At 70.5% G+C, this 15,130-nt stretch carries 13 protein-coding genes; 4 read left to right on the top strand and 9 right to left on the bottom strand.

Annotated features, from left to right (window positions below):
* Window positions 1-126 precede the first annotated feature (126 nt).
* From ACFHNC_RS04320 to ggt, 4 genes are all read left to right on the top strand, one after another.
* On the top strand, window positions 127-1,968 hold the full coding sequence (locus ACFHNC_RS04320) for a CocE/NonD family hydrolase (protein WP_437167987.1): 1,842 nt from the start codon (window positions 127-129) through the stop codon (window positions 1,966-1,968).
* The gene (locus ACFHNC_RS04315) at window positions 1,961-2,527 is read left to right on the top strand and encodes a GAF domain-containing protein (protein ID WP_437167986.1); all 567 of its coding nucleotides are present in this window, start codon (window positions 1,961-1,963) and stop codon (window positions 2,525-2,527) included. Before ACFHNC_RS04320 ends, ACFHNC_RS04315 begins: the two co-directional genes overlap by 8 nt.
* A 2-nt stretch (window positions 2,528-2,529) precedes the next feature.
* The gene (locus tag ACFHNC_RS04310; protein ID WP_437167985.1) at window positions 2,530-3,525 is read left to right on the top strand and encodes a Bug family tripartite tricarboxylate transporter substrate binding protein; all 996 of its coding nucleotides are present in this window, start codon (window positions 2,530-2,532) and stop codon (window positions 3,523-3,525) included.
* A gap of 141 nt (window positions 3,526-3,666) precedes the next feature.
* Complete coding sequence (ggt, locus tag ACFHNC_RS04305; RefSeq protein ID WP_437167984.1) at window positions 3,667-5,274, top strand: gamma-glutamyltransferase; 1,608 nt, start codon at window positions 3,667-3,669, stop codon at window positions 5,272-5,274.
* A gap of 42 nt (window positions 5,275-5,316) precedes the next feature.
* On the opposite strand, the gene ACFHNC_RS04300 is transcribed toward ggt, so the two are convergent.
* From ACFHNC_RS04300 to mbhE, 9 genes are all read right to left on the bottom strand, one after another.
* Window positions 5,317-6,645, bottom strand: a complete 1,329-nt coding sequence (locus ACFHNC_RS04300; protein WP_437167983.1) for a sigma-54-dependent transcriptional regulator — start codon at window positions 6,643-6,645, stop codon at window positions 5,317-5,319.
* Complete coding sequence (locus ACFHNC_RS04295; RefSeq protein WP_437167982.1) at window positions 6,642-8,132, bottom strand: ATP-binding protein; 1,491 nt, start codon at window positions 8,130-8,132, stop codon at window positions 6,642-6,644. Before ACFHNC_RS04295 ends, ACFHNC_RS04300 begins: the two co-directional genes overlap by 4 nt.
* Before the next feature lie 65 nt (window positions 8,133-8,197).
* Window positions 8,198-9,508 carry a monovalent cation/H(+) antiporter subunit G gene (locus ACFHNC_RS04290; protein WP_437167981.1) on the bottom strand — a complete coding sequence of 437 codons (1,311 nt, stop codon included), beginning with the start codon at window positions 9,506-9,508 and terminating at the stop codon, window positions 8,198-8,200.
* Window positions 9,505-9,819 (bottom strand): monovalent cation/H+ antiporter complex subunit F, encoded by a 315-nt coding sequence (locus ACFHNC_RS04285; protein ID WP_437167980.1) that lies wholly within the window; start codon window positions 9,817-9,819, stop codon window positions 9,505-9,507. The genes ACFHNC_RS04290 and ACFHNC_RS04285 overlap by 4 nt, the downstream gene beginning before the upstream one ends.
* On the bottom strand, window positions 9,816-10,142 hold the full coding sequence (locus ACFHNC_RS04280) for a Na+/H+ antiporter subunit E (protein ID WP_437167979.1): 327 nt from the start codon (window positions 10,140-10,142) through the stop codon (window positions 9,816-9,818). Before ACFHNC_RS04280 ends, ACFHNC_RS04285 begins: the two co-directional genes overlap by 4 nt.
* A complete protein-coding gene (locus tag ACFHNC_RS04275; RefSeq protein ID WP_437167978.1) occupies window positions 10,139-11,668 on the bottom strand; it encodes a Na+/H+ antiporter subunit D in 1,530 nt (509 codons plus the stop codon). Before ACFHNC_RS04275 ends, ACFHNC_RS04280 begins: the two co-directional genes overlap by 4 nt.
* The gene (locus tag ACFHNC_RS04270) at window positions 11,668-12,072 is read right to left on the bottom strand and encodes an NADH-quinone oxidoreductase subunit K (RefSeq protein ID WP_437167977.1); all 405 of its coding nucleotides are present in this window, start codon (window positions 12,070-12,072) and stop codon (window positions 11,668-11,670) included. Before ACFHNC_RS04270 ends, ACFHNC_RS04275 begins: the two co-directional genes overlap by 1 nt.
* A gap of 4 nt (window positions 12,073-12,076) precedes the next feature.
* Window positions 12,077-12,493 carry an MnhB domain-containing protein gene (locus tag ACFHNC_RS04265; RefSeq protein WP_437167976.1) on the bottom strand — a complete coding sequence of 139 codons (417 nt, stop codon included), beginning with the start codon at window positions 12,491-12,493 and terminating at the stop codon, window positions 12,077-12,079.
* A 4-nt stretch (window positions 12,494-12,497) separates the two neighbouring features.
* Window positions 12,498-14,675, bottom strand: a complete 2,178-nt coding sequence (gene mbhE / locus ACFHNC_RS04260; RefSeq protein ID WP_437167975.1) for a hydrogen gas-evolving membrane-bound hydrogenase subunit E — start codon at window positions 14,673-14,675, stop codon at window positions 12,498-12,500.
* Window positions 14,676-15,130 lie beyond the last annotated feature (455 nt).

Below are 15,130 nucleotides of genomic sequence, written 5' to 3'. Positions count from 1 at the left end.
CCTTCTTCCTGTGCGGAAATCGCATATCCTGGCACCCATAACGCATTTGACGCAGCAGTGCAGCGGCGCGCATGGATGACGGACCGGTGACACGGCCGATGTCCCGGCTCCAGCGAGGCTGCGACCATGTCCGACCGAGACCAGACCGGCGCCGCCTGGCGCCTGGCGCCTTCCAGCTACGCAGCCACCCGCGAAGTGGCCTTCGCGCTGCCGGAGGCACCGGCCTCCCGCTACCTCACCATGCGCGATGGCTGCCGCATCGCGGTGGATGTCTGGCGGCCGGAGGGTGCCACGGGCCCGGTGCCCGCCATCCTGATCCTGACGCCCTATTACCGCCGCTTCCGACTGCGCGAGGGTGGCCAGGGCGACGCCATCCCGAACGCTGGCAAGTTCGTGCGCCATCTGGTGCCGCGCGGCTATGCGGTGGTGGTGGTGGATGTGCGCGGCACCGGCGCCTCCTTCGGCACGCGCGACAGCTTCCGCTCGCCGCGGGAGCGGGAGGATTCGCGGGAGATCACGGATTGGGTGGTGGCGCAGCCCTGGTCGGATGGGCAGGTAGGCGCCACCGGCATCTCCTACCCCGGCGCGGCGTCGGACTTCCTGGCCAGCACCGGGCACCCGGCGGTGAAGGCGATCGCGCCGCTATTCGCGGTGTGGGACACCTATGCGGATAACTACTACCCGGGCGGAATCGCCATGAAGCAGCTCGCGAAGAGCTATGATGACCTGATGGTCGCGATGGACCACGACCGGCGCGACCTGCTGCGGAACTATGTTTACTACGCCAACCCGGATCTCGCCGGGCCGCATCCGGTGGATGAGGATGCGGATGGCAGCCTGCTGGCGGAGGCGCTGCGCGAGCATGCCGGCAATTTTCGGCAGCCGGATTTCATGGCGGAGTTCCGCTTCCGCGAGGACCCGCTGCCCTATGATGCGGGCTTCAGCTCGGCTTCCTTCAGCCCCTATTCGGTCGGCGCCGGCATCCGGCCGGATGTGGCGGTGCTCGCGATGTCCGGCTGGATGGATGGGGCGGGCTACGCCAATGGCGCGATCTCCCGCTTCCTGACGCTGCGCGACAATCCGGTGCATCTGATCCTGGGGCCGTGGGATCATGGGGCGCGCTGCAACGTCTCCCCCTGGCGGCGGGATCAGACGCCGGAATTTGACCTGCTCGGCGCGGTGCTGCGCTTCTTCGACCATTACCTGCTGCGGCGAGATACCGGGCTGGACCGGGAAGCGCCGGTGCATTTCTTCAGCCTGCATGCGGAGGCCTGGCGCGCGGCGGACTCCTGGCCGCCGGTGGAGGCCACGCAGCGCCTGTACCTCGCCGCCGAGGGCGCGCTGGCCGAGGCACCGGGGGCTGCGGGGCAGGATGCGACGCATGCCGATTTCGCCTGGGGCAGCGGCGACGGCACGCGGTATGAGCGCATCGCCGGCATCAACAGCACCACCTACTACGCGGATTGGGGGCAGCGGCAGGCGGGGCTGGTTGGCTGGTCCTCCGCCCCGTTGGCGCAGGACATGGAATTGGCCGGGCACGGCCTGGCCGATCTCTGGCTGGAATCGAGCGAGCCGGATGCAGCCCTGTTCGTCTATCTCTCGGAAGTCGAGGCGGATGGCAGCATCCGCTACGTGACAGAGGGCCTGCTGCGCGCCCTGCACCGCAAGGAAAGCCCGGCGCCGGAGTCCTACCGCACCACCTGGCCCTTCCGCAGTTTTCGCCGCGAGGATGCGGCGCCGCTAGTGCCCGGCCAGGTCACGCGCCTGCGCATTCCGCTACTGCCAACAGCCTGGGTGTTCCGCCAGGGCAGCCGCATCCGACTGTCCGTGTCGGGCGCCGATGCCGACCACGCGGCGCAGGTGCCGCATGGCCGGCCGCCGCGCCTGACCCTGCTGCGCGGCGGCGATCGGGCCTCGGCCTTGGAATTGCCGCTGCGGCCCTGCGGGCCAGGTGCTGCCCATGCATGAGTCCGATATGCGCGGCAGCATGAACCGGCGCGCCCACCCCCTGCCCTACCTCACCCGCCTCGCTTTGGCGCAGGCCGAGCCGGCGCAGCCCGGCGCCACGCTGGCCGCGCTGGATGCGGCGCTGGCGGGCGCTGTCGGGCACATCCTGTGCACCATGCAGGTGCACCATGCGGGTGGGGAGGCGGAGCGGGTCTGGTCCAACCTGCCGGAGGCCTATCCGGTCGGTGGCCGCAAGCTGGCCTCCGCCGCACCACGGATGCGGGAGCTGATGCAGCATGGCCGGCCCATCCTGATCCGCACGGAGGATGAACTGCGGGCCAGCTATCCGGACCATGCCGGTGCGACGGCGCTCGGCTGCGGCAGCGCCATGAACACGCCGCTGCGCTGGCAGGGCCGCACGCTGGGCCAGGTCAATCTGATGCATCGCTCCAGCTGGTACACGGAGGATGACCTGATGCTGGTGCGCTGCTTCGCCCAGCTTGCCATGCCGGCCTTCCTGATCCTCGCCGAAACCGGCACGATCCGATCGCCGAATCCCCCCCAAGCCACAGGAACCTGACCATGCAAGCCGGAACCACCCGCCGCCAGCTCTTGCAGGCCGCCGCCCTCGCGGCCGCCACGCCGCTGCTCGCCCGCCCCGCCGCCGCCCAGGGCACGCCCTGGCCGCAGGCGCAGCCGATCCGCGTCATCGTGCCCTTCGGCGCGGGCGGTGCCACGGATATCGCAGCCCGCGTCATCGCGCAGGAAATGCAGGCCACGCTGGGCCAGACCATGGTGATGGAAAACCGCGGCGGCGCCGGCTCCACCCTCGGCTCGGCCTATGTCGCGCGCATGCCCGCGGATGGCTACACGCTGCTGATCACCACCATCAGCGGCATGGCAATCGGCCAGACGCTGTACCGGGACCGCATCCAGTACAATGCGGACACCTCCTTCGAGCACATCGCCATCATGATGGGCACGCCCTATTTGCTCTGCGTGAACCCCAGCCTGCCGATCCGCGATGTCGCCGGCTATGTGGCGGCAGCGAAGGCCCGCCCGATGTTCTACGGCACCTCCGGCGCCGGCGGCGTCGCGCATCTGCTGGGCATGCGCCTGGCGGCGGCCACGGGCGCGCCGCTGGAGCATGTGCCCTATCGCGGCTCCACCCAGGCGATCACGGACCTCATGGCCGGCGTGGTGCCGAGCGTGGTGGACAGCCTGACCGCGACCAGCGCGCATGTCCGCTCCGGCGCGCTGCGGGCGCTGGCGACCACGGCGCCGGAACGCTCCCCGGATTTCCCGAATGTGCCGACCTTCCGCGAGCTGGGCTACCCGGAGGTCGTGGCCGATGGCTGGGCTGGCCTCGCCGCCCCGGCCGGCACGCCGCGGCCGATCCTGGAGAAGCTGGCCGAGGCGGTGCGCGGCGCGCAGGCCAGCCCGAACGTCCAGCGCCGCTTCGCCGAGACCTCGACCACTGCCGGGCGTCTCTACCTGGCGGATGCGCAGGCATTCGTGCGGCAGGAAATTGCCGCCTGGGCGCCGGTGATCCGCGCCTCGGGCATCACGCCGGATTAGTACTCGTAATTTCTCAAGCGCCGGACGCGGCCTCCGGCTTCGGGGCGGCGCCCCGAATGGCTTCGCCGCATCGGCGGCGGGCGCCGTTCGGCGCCTCGGCCAGCTTTGCTGGCCGCGTGTATCAAGAAGGGGAGAGACACGATGCGGGGCATGGTGGTCGCGGCGCAGCCGGAGGCGGCGGAGGCGGGGGTGGAGATCCTCCGCCAGGGCGGCAATGCGGTGGATGCGGCCATCGCCTGCGCCTTCAGCCAGGGCGTCGTCGATCCGCAGATGTGCGGCATCGGCGGCTTCGGCGCGATGCAGATCTGCATGCCTTCGCGCGGCGTGCACACGGTGCTGGAGTTCTTCGGCAGGGCGCCGCTTTCCGCGACGCCCGGAATGTGGGCCGACAAATTCATCGGCCAGTCCCGCGACGGCTTCGTCTTCCTGCTGCGCGACCAGGCCAATGACCGGGGCTACGGCGCCGTCGGCACGCCGGGCAATGTCGCAGGCTATACGGAGGCGCTTTCCCGCTTCGGCAGCATGCCATTGCGTGAGGTGATGCAGCCCGCGATCGGCCAGGCGCGTCGCGGCGTGATGGTTCGGCCCTACATGCATTACTACTGGGCGATCGACCACGGCGGCGACGGCCAGGTGAATGTCGCCGACAAGCTGCGATTCAGCGAAACCGGCCGGCAGGTCTATTTCCGCGCCGACGGCACGCTGAAGCGCCCGGGCGACATGCTGCACAACCCGGACATGGCGCGCAGCCTGGAACGCATCGCCGAGGGCGGCGCCGAGATCTTCTATCGCGGCGACATGGCGCACGAGATCGCGGCCGACATGGCAGCCCAGGGAGGCGGCGTGACGCTGGAGGATCTGGCAGCCTACCGGGTGCGGGAAAAGGCGCCCTGCTGGGGGATGTATCGCGGGCTGCGCGTCGCCTCCAACCCGCCGCCGGCCGGCGGCGGATCGCTGATCGAGCTGCTGCACATCATGGGCTGCTTCGACCTCGGCGCGCTGGAGCACAACAGCCCGGAGCATCTGCGCATCCTGGCGGAAGCCATGAAGTGGATGACGATCGACAAGGACGCCCATATGGGCGACCCCGATTTCGTCGATGTGCCGCTCGACCGGCTGCTCTCGGCCGAACATGCCGAGGCCCTGGCGGCGCGCATCCGCGCCGGGGAGAAGGCCCGCGTGCCGCGCGCGGAGGAACCGAAGGCCCCGCCGGATACCACCGTGGTCTGCGTGGTGGATGGGCAGGGCAATGCGGTGTCCCTCACCCACACGCTCGGCATTCCCTCCGGCGCCATCACGCCGGGGCTGGGCTTCATGTATAATGGCTGCATGAGCGGCTTCGATCCCCGCCCGGGCCGCGCCGCCTCCATCGCACCGGGCAAAAGCCGCGGCAGCGCCCTGGCGCCGACCATCCTGTTCCGGGACGAGAGGATTGCCATGGTGCTGGGCGCGCCGGGCGGCACCTACATCGTGCCGGCGCTGGCGCAGGCGATCAGCAATGTGGTGGATTTCGACATGGACATGTCGGACGCGGTGGCTGCGCCGCGCATCGTGGCGCTGAGTGACACCATCGATGTCGCCAACCGCGTCCCGCACCGGGTGACGGATGCGCTGGGCGCAATGGGCTATCCGGTGGCGCGATCCTACCAGAGCTACGCCTTCGGTGCGCCGCATGGCGTGCTGATCCGGGACGGTGCCTGCCACGGCGGGGCTGACCCGCAGCGGGACGGGATCGCATTGGGCGCGTAGGGGCGCTCTCGGCCGATCTCTCCCGTCCTCCGGCTACGTCGGTCAGTCCGCCGCCATGCCAAGTTCCCGCATCCGCTTCCACAGCGTGGTGCGGGAAATCCCAAGCCGCCGCGCCGCTTCCGCCCGGTTGCCACCGACACGCTGCAGCGCCTCGGCGATCGCGTCGCGCGTCGCGCCATCGATCGCCGCCCCGAGCCGGGACGCCCCACCCGGCCCGGCACTGTCGTCGAGGCGACCTTCCGGAAACAGGTCGGCGACGCCGATCTCCTCGCCTTCCGCCAGGGCCACCGCGCGTTCGATACGGTTGCGCAATTCCCGCACATTGCCCGGCCAGTCATGGTCGGCCAGGCTCGCCAGGGCAGCGGGGGCCAGATGGCGCGCACCCAGGTCAAAGCGCGCCACGGCCTCGGCCAGCAGCCGTTCCGCCAGCCAGGGCAGGTCCTCCGTGCGTCGGCGCAGCGGGGGAACCTCTACCGGGATGACGTGCAGGCGGTAGTAGAGATCCTCGCGAAAGCTGCCCGCGCGCACCCGGGCGGCGAGGTCCGCATGGGTGGCGCAGACCAGCCGTGCGGCGAAGGGACGCTCCGCGGCGGCGCCCAGCGGCAGGAAGCTCCGCTCCTGCACCAGCCGCAGCAGCTTCGCCTGCAGGTCGAGCGACAGTTCCGCGATCTCGTCCAGCAGCAGCGTGCCCGCGCCGGCCCGCTCCACCACACCGACCTGGCGGGCCACCGCGCCCGTGAAGGCGCCGCGCTCATGGCCAAACAGCGTGCTCTCGGCCAGGTCGCGCGCGATGGCGGCACAGTTCAGCGCCACGAAGGGCTCATCCGCCCGGGCCGAGACCGCGTGCAGGAAGCGCGCCGCGACTTCCTTGCCGACACCGGTCTCACCCGTGAAGACCACCGGCGCATCGACCCGCGCCGCCTTGCGCATCAGCGCCTCGACCTCCTGCATGGCGGCGGAGATGCCGAGCGAGGGTCCGGGCGCCTTGATCCGCTGTGCCGGGATGTCGGCCATGGCGGCGCCCAGCGCCTCGACCAGCCGGTCCACATCAACCGGCTTCGTCAGGTAGTCGCGCGCCCCGGCGCGGACGAGGCGCACGGCCTGCGCCACCTCGCTGAAGGCGGTCATGAACACGGCGGGCAATGCGCCGAGATCCGCCACCAGGCGCAGATACACCGCCTCCCCCGACATGTCCGGCAGGCGGATATCACTCAGCACCGCATCGGGGCGCAGCGCCGCCGCCTCCCGCAGCGCCTCCGCCCCGGTCGCGGCCAGGCGGGGGCGGAAGCCTTCGAGCCGCAGGCGCTGCACCAGGGCCGGACCCAGAACCGGGTCGTCCTCCACCACCAGCACCACCTTCGGCCCGCTCACGCCCGGTCCTCCCGTGCGCCTGGGGCGCCCAGCGGGGTCACAAGCGGGATTGCCAGCCGAATGGCGGTGCCGCCGGTCGGCCGCTCGGCCACCGAGGCACGGGCATCGAGATTGCCGAGCAGCGAGACCACCACACTCAGCCCGAGGCGGCGGGAGCCTGGCTCCGACGCCGCCCCGTCCGACAGCCGCAGCGCCTCGGCCGGGTCGAGACCCGCACCCTCATCGGTGATCTCGCAGACCAGATCGCCCTGCAGGATCCTGGCCTGCAACCCCACCACGCCCTGCGGCGGCGTGGCGGCACAGGCATTCAGCAGCAGGTTCAACAGCACCTGGCGTACCCCGCCGGAGCCGAGGCCGATGGCGCCCTGCGGCAGGTCCAGATCGAAAACGACCGTCACGCCGCGCCGCTCCGCCGCCGGGCGCACCAGATGGCGCAGATCCTCGAAATCCGCGCGCGTCAGTGGCCGGTCCTCGCCGGGCCGGTAGGCGTCGAGCGTGCCGGTCACGATCCGCTCCAGCGCCGTGATCCCGCGCTCCAGGAAGCCGAGCGATTCCGCGCGCACCTCCGCCCGGTCACCGAAGCGCCGCAGCGTGGAGACGGCGGTGGCGAGACCGCCGAGCGGGTTGCGCACCTCATGCGCGACGGTCGCGGCAAGCTGGCCCAAGGCGGCTGCCTGTTCGCGTTCCGCCAGCGCCGCGGACAGCCTCTCCCGCTCCCGCACGCCGTCGGCCATGCGGTTATAGGCGCGCAGCACATGGGCGGTCCGCGGGTCGGAACTGGCGACCAGCGTCTCCGGCAGCCGGGCGGGCGGGCGGTGCGCGCCCTCGGACAATTCCTGCACCAGCTTCCGCAGCGGGCGACCCAGGTGGCGAAGCACCAGCCCGGTCAGCACGGCGAAGGCCGCGGCCAGCAACAGATCCACCATCACGACGATCCAGGCCAACCGCGCACGCGCGGCCAGGATCGGCGCAACATCGAGTGCGGCGACGAGCTGGCCGACCGGGCCGGCATCCTCCTGCACGCCACCGCTGATCCAGGCCACACCGGTCTCGGAATCGATCGCCCATGTGGTTCCCGTCAGGAAGCCGGGCGCCGGCATCGGCAATGCGGGGTCGCCGTGCCGGGCCAGCAACTCGCCATCCGCGGCGTAGGCGAAAAGCCCGCGCTCGGCGACCACCGACTGTTCGCCGAAGGCGCGGGCGAAGCGGGCGGCAATGTCGGCGGGATCGCGTGCCTGCAGCCCGGGCCGCACATTGGCCACCAGCCCATCGAGATAGACCTGGCCAAGCTGCTGAAGCTGGCGATCCGCCTGCCGGTTGGTGACCTGCAGGGCAACCTGGGTGGTGCCGACGGCTACCGCGAAGACAATCAACCCCGCCGCCGCCGGCAGCCGCAGGGCCGGGGGCAGGATGGGGCGCGGCAGGTGCTTGGGCCCGGGGCTGACCCCTGGGCCGACCCCGGGGGGGCGGACGGGGGCAGGCGTCATGGCCTGGAAGGCTCCACGGTCACTCCAATTCGGGCTGGCCCCGCCGCCCTGCGCCGCCTCCCCTCTCAGGGCAGAAGAACGAGCGGCACGGTTTCCGTGGTGGTTTCGAAGGCGCAGCCCCGGATGCTGTCGAAGACCCCTCCGTAGCGCGTCGAGAGGCCGGACACCACGGCTGCGTCGAAGCCGGCCAGGCGCCCGCGCAGGTCATCCACCTCGAAATCCAGGGCGATCGGCGCCATCACGGTGACGTCTCGCCCATGATCCTGCAGAAGTGCGGCCTGCGCCTCCACCATTTCCCGCACCCCGCGGCGGTCATCGCCGACCGGCAGGATGGAGATGGGCGCGGAGGACCACAGCCCCGACCGCAGCAGCCCGGCCGCCAGCGCCCCGCAGCCGGGCGAGGAGCCGACCACGAGCACCACGCCGCGGATCGTATCCGGGCGCCGGCGGACCCGCAGCACGGGCACGATATGTGCCGCGGCAAGTGCCGCCGCGGTTTCATGCGCCAGCTCGCTCTCCGCGCCATGTGGCCCGACGCCGGCCGGCACGATGACCAGATCCTGGCCGGCCAGAAGCCGGATGAGGTCCTCCGAGGCGACTTCCTCATGCCGCGCGCTGGTCTCGACCTGCGGATTGGCGGCGGCAACCTCGCGAAACTCCGCCAGCGCCGTCGCCGCGGCCTCGCGCATCTGCGACCGGCTGCGGGAGGCGAGCCATTCGGCCCAGTAGGCCCCCCCGATGGGCAGTGGCCCGCGCCAGCTGCGCGGCTCCAGCCCTGCCCCCGAAAGACCGAGCACCGTGGCGCCATGCGGCCGCGCCAGCTCCACGGCCTGCGCCGCCGCATCGCGCTGCGCTGGGCCGCCGAGCAGGCACAGCAGGATGCGGCGGAGCGGTACGGGCGTGGCACCCGTCCGTTCGCCGGCTGCCGGATTGCCCGGCAGCGCCCTCGGCCGGTAGCCCGGGGCGGCGTCGCCCCGGGGCGGGATGCTTGCAGGCAGCCTGCGCCCGGCGGCGGCGGCGGGGTTGGGGTCGAAGACGCGGCGCTCAAGAATGCCCGCAAGAGCATCGGCCTCGCTCGCCGCGCCAAGCGGCGCGCCGGAAATATAGGCGGAGCGGCCGAGCGCGTGCGAGGCGAGCGGCGCCGTCAGCACGAGGAACACGACCGCGACGAGCGTGGTGAGGATCGCGCTCGTCGTCCCGAAGGCAAGGCCGGCGCCGAGCAGCAGCAGGCCGGCACCCGCGACACCGGCCTTGGCCGCCGCATGCATGCGGCTGAACGGGTCGGGCAGCCGCGCCACGCCGGTCGCCGCCAGCCCGACGACGGTGGCGCCACCGATCAGCAGGAGTGCCGCGAGAATCTCGATGAAGAGGCTCATTCCACGACCCTTTCGCGCTGGGGGGTTTCGGCGGGCCTAGTGCCGCTGCGCTCCAGGAGCCGGGCAAAGGCAACCGCGGCCAGGAAGCCGACGAGCGCGATGCCGAGCGCGATGGTGAGGAAGGCGGCATCCCCGGCGATCACCGCGGCAAGCGCGGCGAGGCAGGCCCCGAGCAGGCCCAGCATGTCGGTGGCGATCGCACGATCCGCCGAGGACGGCCCCGCCAGAAGGCGCCAGGCGACCGGGGCGACACCGAGGGCGACGATGGCCGCGGCCAGCCCGGCCGCCCAGTAGATCAGGCCCGAGATCATGGCAGCACCTCCCGCACCCGGGATTCCAGCGTCGCCTTGATGTCGGCGATCGCCGCATCCCGGTCCGGTGCGTCGAGCACATGGACATACAGGATGCGCCCATCGGCCGAGATATCGAGGCTCGTGGTTCCCGGCGTCAGCGTCACGATATTGGCCAGCAGCACCTTGCCGGCCGGAGATCGGATATCCAGCGGCACCGCCAGGATTGCCGGGCGCAACCGCTCCGTCGGCCCGAGCACCGCGCGCACCACGGCGCCGGTGGATTTGGCCAACTCCACGATGAAGGTGATTGCGACGCGGAGCCACGCAAGCGCGAGCTTCATGGGGCGGCCTCCGTGAGTTGGACGGGGTTGGTGCCGAGCACCGCGGCGATATAGGCCTCGCGGTCGAGCAGGCTTTCGGCTGCCGTGATCGAGAAGGCAGCGAAGGGTTCGGTCCAGAGGCCGATGGTCAGCGTGACGCCACACAGCACGACAATGGGCGCGAAGGTCGCGATGCGCTGCGCCAGGCTCCAGTCGGGTGTCGTCTCCGGCGCCGTATCCGGCTTGGCCTTCCAGAAAGCCTCGTTCCAGATCTTCACCATGGAGTAGAGCGTCAGCAACCCGACCGCGAGGGCGACGAAGGCAAGCACATAGGCCTCCGCCTCCAGGCCGGAGCGGATGACAACCAGCTTGCCCCAGAAGCCCGACAGCGGCGGGATGCCGGCCAGCGACAGCGCCGGGATGAGGAAGGCCAGGCCGAGCAGCGGCCGCGCCGCGTAAAGCCCGCCGAGGCGCTTCAGCGCGAAGGTCCCGCTCACCTGCTGCATGGCGCCGGCCACCAGGAACAGGTTGGCCTTCACCACGATGTGGTGGATCACGTAGAGCACGCTGCCGGCGATCGCGAGCGGCGTCATCAGCGCCACGCCCACCAGCATGTAGCCGATCTGGCTGATGATGTGGAAACTCAGGATGCGTCGCACATCGTAATGCGAGGCCGCCCCCAGCACGCCCACCACCATGGTCGCCATGGCGATGATGCCGAGCAGCGGCCCGAACAGCGCCTGGTCATGCGCGAAGATCAGCGTGAAGACGCGGATGATGGCGTAGACGCCCACCTTGGTCAGCAGCGCCGCGAAGATCGCCGCCACCGGCATGGAGGCCGTGTGGTAGGAGGCCGGCAGCCAGTTGAACAGCGGGAAGACCGCCGCCTTCGCCCCGAAGGCCACCAGCAGCAGCACGCCCACCGCGGCCAGCGCGCCCTGGTTCTCGATATCCGGCGCCACGCGCGCCAGATCCGCCATGTTCAGCGTGCCGGTCAGCCCATAGACCAGCCCGATGGCCAGCAGGAAGAAGGTGGTGCCGACCAGGTTGAGCATCACGTAGCGGATGCCGCCATCGATCTGCTCCCGCGTGCGGTCCAGTACCAGCAGGCCGAAGGAGGCGATCAGCATCACCTCGAACCACACATACAGGTTGAACAGGTCGCCCGTGGTGAAGGAGCCGGTGACGCCCATCAGCAGCGCATGGAACAGCGGCTGGAAGCCCGCGCGGTCACGCTCCTGCGCGCCCGGCCCCATGGCATAGACCGCGACGGTCAGGCCCATCAGCCCGGTGATCGCCAGCATTGCGGCGGCCAGATGGTCAATAACCAGGGAGATGCCGAAGGGCGCGGGCCAACTGCCCATCTGCCCGACCAGCATGCCGCCGGAAATCACCTCTGCCAGCACCGCCAGGGTGGCGACGAACAGCGCAACCGCGGCACCCAGCCCAATCAGGCGCTGCGCCGCGGGGCGCGACCACAGCAGCGCCGTGACGGCGGTGGCCGCGAGCGGAATCAGGATGGGCGCGACAATGAGGAACTGGCGCATCACGCGGCTTCCCGTTGCGCGGGCATCGGGTCCTGCTGGGACGGCACCGGCTCGTCCGGACCCTCCGCCGCATCCATGTCCTCGGCCTGGGCGCTGCCGAATTCGGCATAGGCGCGCATCACCAGCACCAGCGCGAAGGCAGCAAGGCCGAAGCCGATGACGATCGCCGTCAGCACCAGGGCCTGCGGCAGCGGGTTCGCAGCCCCAGCGGCCAGCGTCGGCACCCCATACTCCACCAGCGGCGGCGCCATGGTGCCGATCCGGCCCGCGGCGAAGATCGTCAGGTTGGTGGCGTTGCCGAGCAGCACGAAGCCGAGCAGCACGCGCGGCAGATCGCGTGCCAGCAACAGATAGGCCGCCGCGGCGACAAGCACGCCAATGCTCAGGGCAAGAAGCGCTTCCATGGCCTCAATCCTCCGACACGAGGGCGAAGACCATCGCCGTGATCGTCCCGATCACCACGAGATAGACGCCGACATCGAAAATGAAGGCGGTGTTCAGCGGCAGCTTCACCGGCAGATCCGGGAACCACCAGAGGTGCGTCAGGTAGCCGGAAGCGGGATCAAGCAAGGCCAGCAGGCCACTGCCGCCCCCCAGCAGCAGACCCACGCCGCACCAGGACGCCGGCGGCAGGCGCATGACGGAGAGCGCCGCTGCCTGGCCACGCGCGATGGCGAAGAAGACCAGGCCCGAAGCGGCGACCAGGCCGCCGACGAAGCCGCCGCCCGGCGCATTGTGCCCGCGGAGCAGCAGGTAGAACGACACGATCAGGGGCATCCACAGCAGCAGCGGCGCCGCGACGCGAAGGATGAGGGAGGCGGGCATCGGCTCAGTTTCCCCTGCGGAGCGGGCGCGCCGCACCGCGCAGCAACGCGATGACGGCGAAGGCGGCAATGGCGAGCACCGCGATCTCGCCCAGCGTGTCGAGGGCGCGGAAATCGACGAGGATGACGTTCACGACATTCTGCCCATGCGCGGCCGGGACGCTGTTTTCCCCGAACCAGGTGCTGAGCCGCGGATCGAAGGGCGACGCCAGAACAGCAAGCAGCAGCACCGTGACGGAAACCCCCGCCGCCACCGCAACCCCCGCATCAGTGCCCCGCTGGCGGGTGGTGCGCCTGTCCCGGCCATGGATCGGCAGGCGGATCAGCACGGTTGCCAGGATGACAACCAGCAGCACCTCGACCGTGAACTGCGTGAGCGCCACGTCGGGCGCACCGAAGGTGAGGAAGACGACCGCCGCCCCGAAACCCACCAAGCCCAGCGCCATCACCGCGGCGAAAGTGCCGGCTGCGAGGGCAGTCGCCACCCCGCCGGCGGCGATTAGGGCGAAGGCGAGCGCGCGCGGATCCAGCGCCGTCTCCGCCGGCCATGCCAGGCCGCCGCGCGCGACAATGACAATCAGCGGACCCAGCGCCGCCACCAGCAGCAGCACCTGCATGTACCCGCGCAGGCTGCCATGCTGGACCGCGGCCGTCGTGGCATCCGCGGTGCGAACGAGGCCGGCCAGCGCGGCGTCGTAGGCATTGGCGGGGCCGAACCGGTCCAGCGCCCGCGTGGCCTGCAACCCCCGCATCAGGCGCGGCCACAGCAGCGTCAGCACCGCCCCGAGCAGCACCGTCACGGCGCTCAGCGCCAGGATCGGCGTGAAGCCGTGCCACAGCGCCAGATAGGTGGTGGGCGGATGGCCGAGGATGGAGGCGGCGGCCCCATCCAGAAGCCAGCCACCAAGCAGCGACGGCGCCAGTCCGGCCACCAGGCCGAGCGACGCGAGCAGGATCGGCCCAGCCAGCATCGCGATGGGCGGATCATGCGGCGCCTTCGGCGTCTTGGGTCGCGCACCGAAGAAGATTCGCCAGGACAGGAGGCCCGCGATCGCCACGCCCGCGGTGTTGACGAGGAAGGCGCCCAGGACGACCAGCCCTGCCCCGCCATCCGCCGCGACCGCCGCCTCATAGACAATTTCCTTGCCGACGAAGCCGAGGAAGGGCGGCAGCCCGGCCATCGAAAGGGCAGCCAGCACCGCGGCCGCGGCCGTCCAGGGCATGACCCCCCGCAGTCCACCCAAGGCGGAGGCGTCCCGCGTGCCCGTCTCGTGGTCCAGGATGCCGGCGGTCAGGAACAGCGCCGCCTTGTACAGGGCGTGGACCGTCAGGAAGGTCACCGCCGCCATGGCCGACAATTCGGGCGCGAGGCCGAGCAGCATCGTCAGCGTGCCCAGCGCCGTGACGGTGGTGTAGGCCAGGACGCGCTTCAGGTCGGTTTCGCGGAAGGCGAGCACCGCGGCGAGCAGCGCCGTCAGCAGCCCGGTCCAGGTCAGCAGGTTCTGCCACAGCGCCTCCGACCCATAGACCGGGTTGAAGCGTGCGAGCAGGTAGATACCGAGCTTCACCATGGTGGCGGAGTGAAGATAGGCGCTGACCGGCGTCGGCGCGGCCATGGCGTTCGGCAGCCAGAAATGGAACGGAAACTGGGCCGATTTGGTGAAGGCGCCGAGGATCACCAGCAGCATCGCCGGCACGGCCGCAGGGTGCGCCAGCACCGCCTCACGCGCCGCGATGATGCCGGTGAGGCTGGTGGTCTCCGCCGCAATGGCGACCAGGATCAGGCCGGCAAGCAGCGCCAGGCCGCCGCCGCCGGTGATCAGCAGCGCCTGCAGGGCGGCTTTCCGGGCCTCCGGCTTCTCGTGGTCATAGCCGACGAGGAAGAACGAGGTGAGGCTCGTCAATTCCCAGAAGATGAACAGGGTGATGACGTCGTTCGCGGTGACGGAGCCGAGCATCGCCACCATGAAGATCAGCAACAGCACCACGAGGCGCGTGAGGCGCGGATCACCCTTGAGGTAGCTTCCGGCGTAGAGCAGCACGAGGGTGCCGATGCCGGTGATGAGAAGCGCGAACAGCGCCGCCAGCCCGTCCAGCCGTAGCCCGCCCGAAATACCAAGGGACGGCACCGCCCAGAATCCCGCGGAGGCAGGATCGCCGCCCGCCAGAGCCAGATAGACCACGAATGAAGTAGCCGCCGCGGCAGCCCCCACCGGCGCAGCGCGTGTTGGTTGCAGGCATGCCACGAGCATCGCCGCAGCGAGGCCGAGGATGAGGGGAAGCGGGAGCATGAGATCGGGCGAGAGCATGATGAACACCGAGGTAAGCAAGCTTCGCGCCAGACTACCACTCGTTATGCTTCAATGGGTTAGGGGCGATCCCTGTCCGACGACGTCTGGGCGGGTTAACGCAGTTGAACGCTGGCGTTCAGGATCATGAACGGCCCGGAAAGCATCAACCCTGCCACAACAGGGCACCCGCATCCCCGCGTTGACGACGGGTCACGGTGCGAACAGGTTAACGCGCTGATTACGTTCGTCGAATGGGATGCGGGGACACACAACCGGCGACACTGTCCGTCGTCGAATGCTTTGAGACAGCGGAGGCGGTTGGCTAACGGAGGCTCTGGCGCATCGGA

The organism is Falsiroseomonas sp. E2-1-a4, assembly GCF_051433165.1.
In the GTDB taxonomy this organism is placed as follows: domain Bacteria; phylum Pseudomonadota; class Alphaproteobacteria; order Acetobacterales; family Acetobacteraceae; genus Falsiroseomonas.
The sequence above is the reverse complement of the archived record's forward strand: the minus strand, read 5'-3'. Positions and strand labels throughout refer to the sequence as shown.

What these genes read in the sequence shown, in the direction of transcription:
- ACFHNC_RS04320 (WP_437167987.1), top strand. Translation starts at nt 127, where the DNA reads ATGTCCGACCGAGACCAGACCGGCGCCGCCTGGCGCCTGGCGCCTTCC.
- ACFHNC_RS04315 (WP_437167986.1), top strand. Translation starts at nt 1,961, where the DNA reads ATGCATGAGTCCGATATGCGCGGCAGCATGAACCGGCGCGCCCACCCC.
- ACFHNC_RS04310 (WP_437167985.1), top strand. Translation starts at nt 2,530, where the DNA reads ATGCAAGCCGGAACCACCCGCCGCCAGCTCTTGCAGGCCGCCGCCCTC.
- ggt (WP_437167984.1), top strand. Translation starts at nt 3,667, where the DNA reads ATGCGGGGCATGGTGGTCGCGGCGCAGCCGGAGGCGGCGGAGGCGGGG.
- ACFHNC_RS04295 (WP_437167982.1), bottom strand. Translation starts at nt 8,132, where the DNA reads ATGACGCCTGCCCCCGTCCGCCCCCCCGGGGTCGGCCCAGGGGTCAGC.
- ACFHNC_RS04290 (WP_437167981.1), bottom strand. Translation starts at nt 9,508, where the DNA reads ATGAGCCTCTTCATCGAGATTCTCGCGGCACTCCTGCTGATCGGTGGC.
- ACFHNC_RS04285 (WP_437167980.1), bottom strand. Translation starts at nt 9,819, where the DNA reads ATGATCTCGGGCCTGATCTACTGGGCGGCCGGGCTGGCCGCGGCCATC.
- ACFHNC_RS04280 (WP_437167979.1), bottom strand. Translation starts at nt 10,142, where the DNA reads ATGAAGCTCGCGCTTGCGTGGCTCCGCGTCGCAATCACCTTCATCGTG.
- ACFHNC_RS04275 (WP_437167978.1), bottom strand. Translation starts at nt 11,668, where the DNA reads ATGCGCCAGTTCCTCATTGTCGCGCCCATCCTGATTCCGCTCGCGGCC.
- ACFHNC_RS04270 (WP_437167977.1), bottom strand. Translation starts at nt 12,072, where the DNA reads ATGGAAGCGCTTCTTGCCCTGAGCATTGGCGTGCTTGTCGCCGCGGCG.
- ACFHNC_RS04265 (WP_437167976.1), bottom strand. Translation starts at nt 12,493, where the DNA reads ATGCCCGCCTCCCTCATCCTTCGCGTCGCGGCGCCGCTGCTGCTGTGG.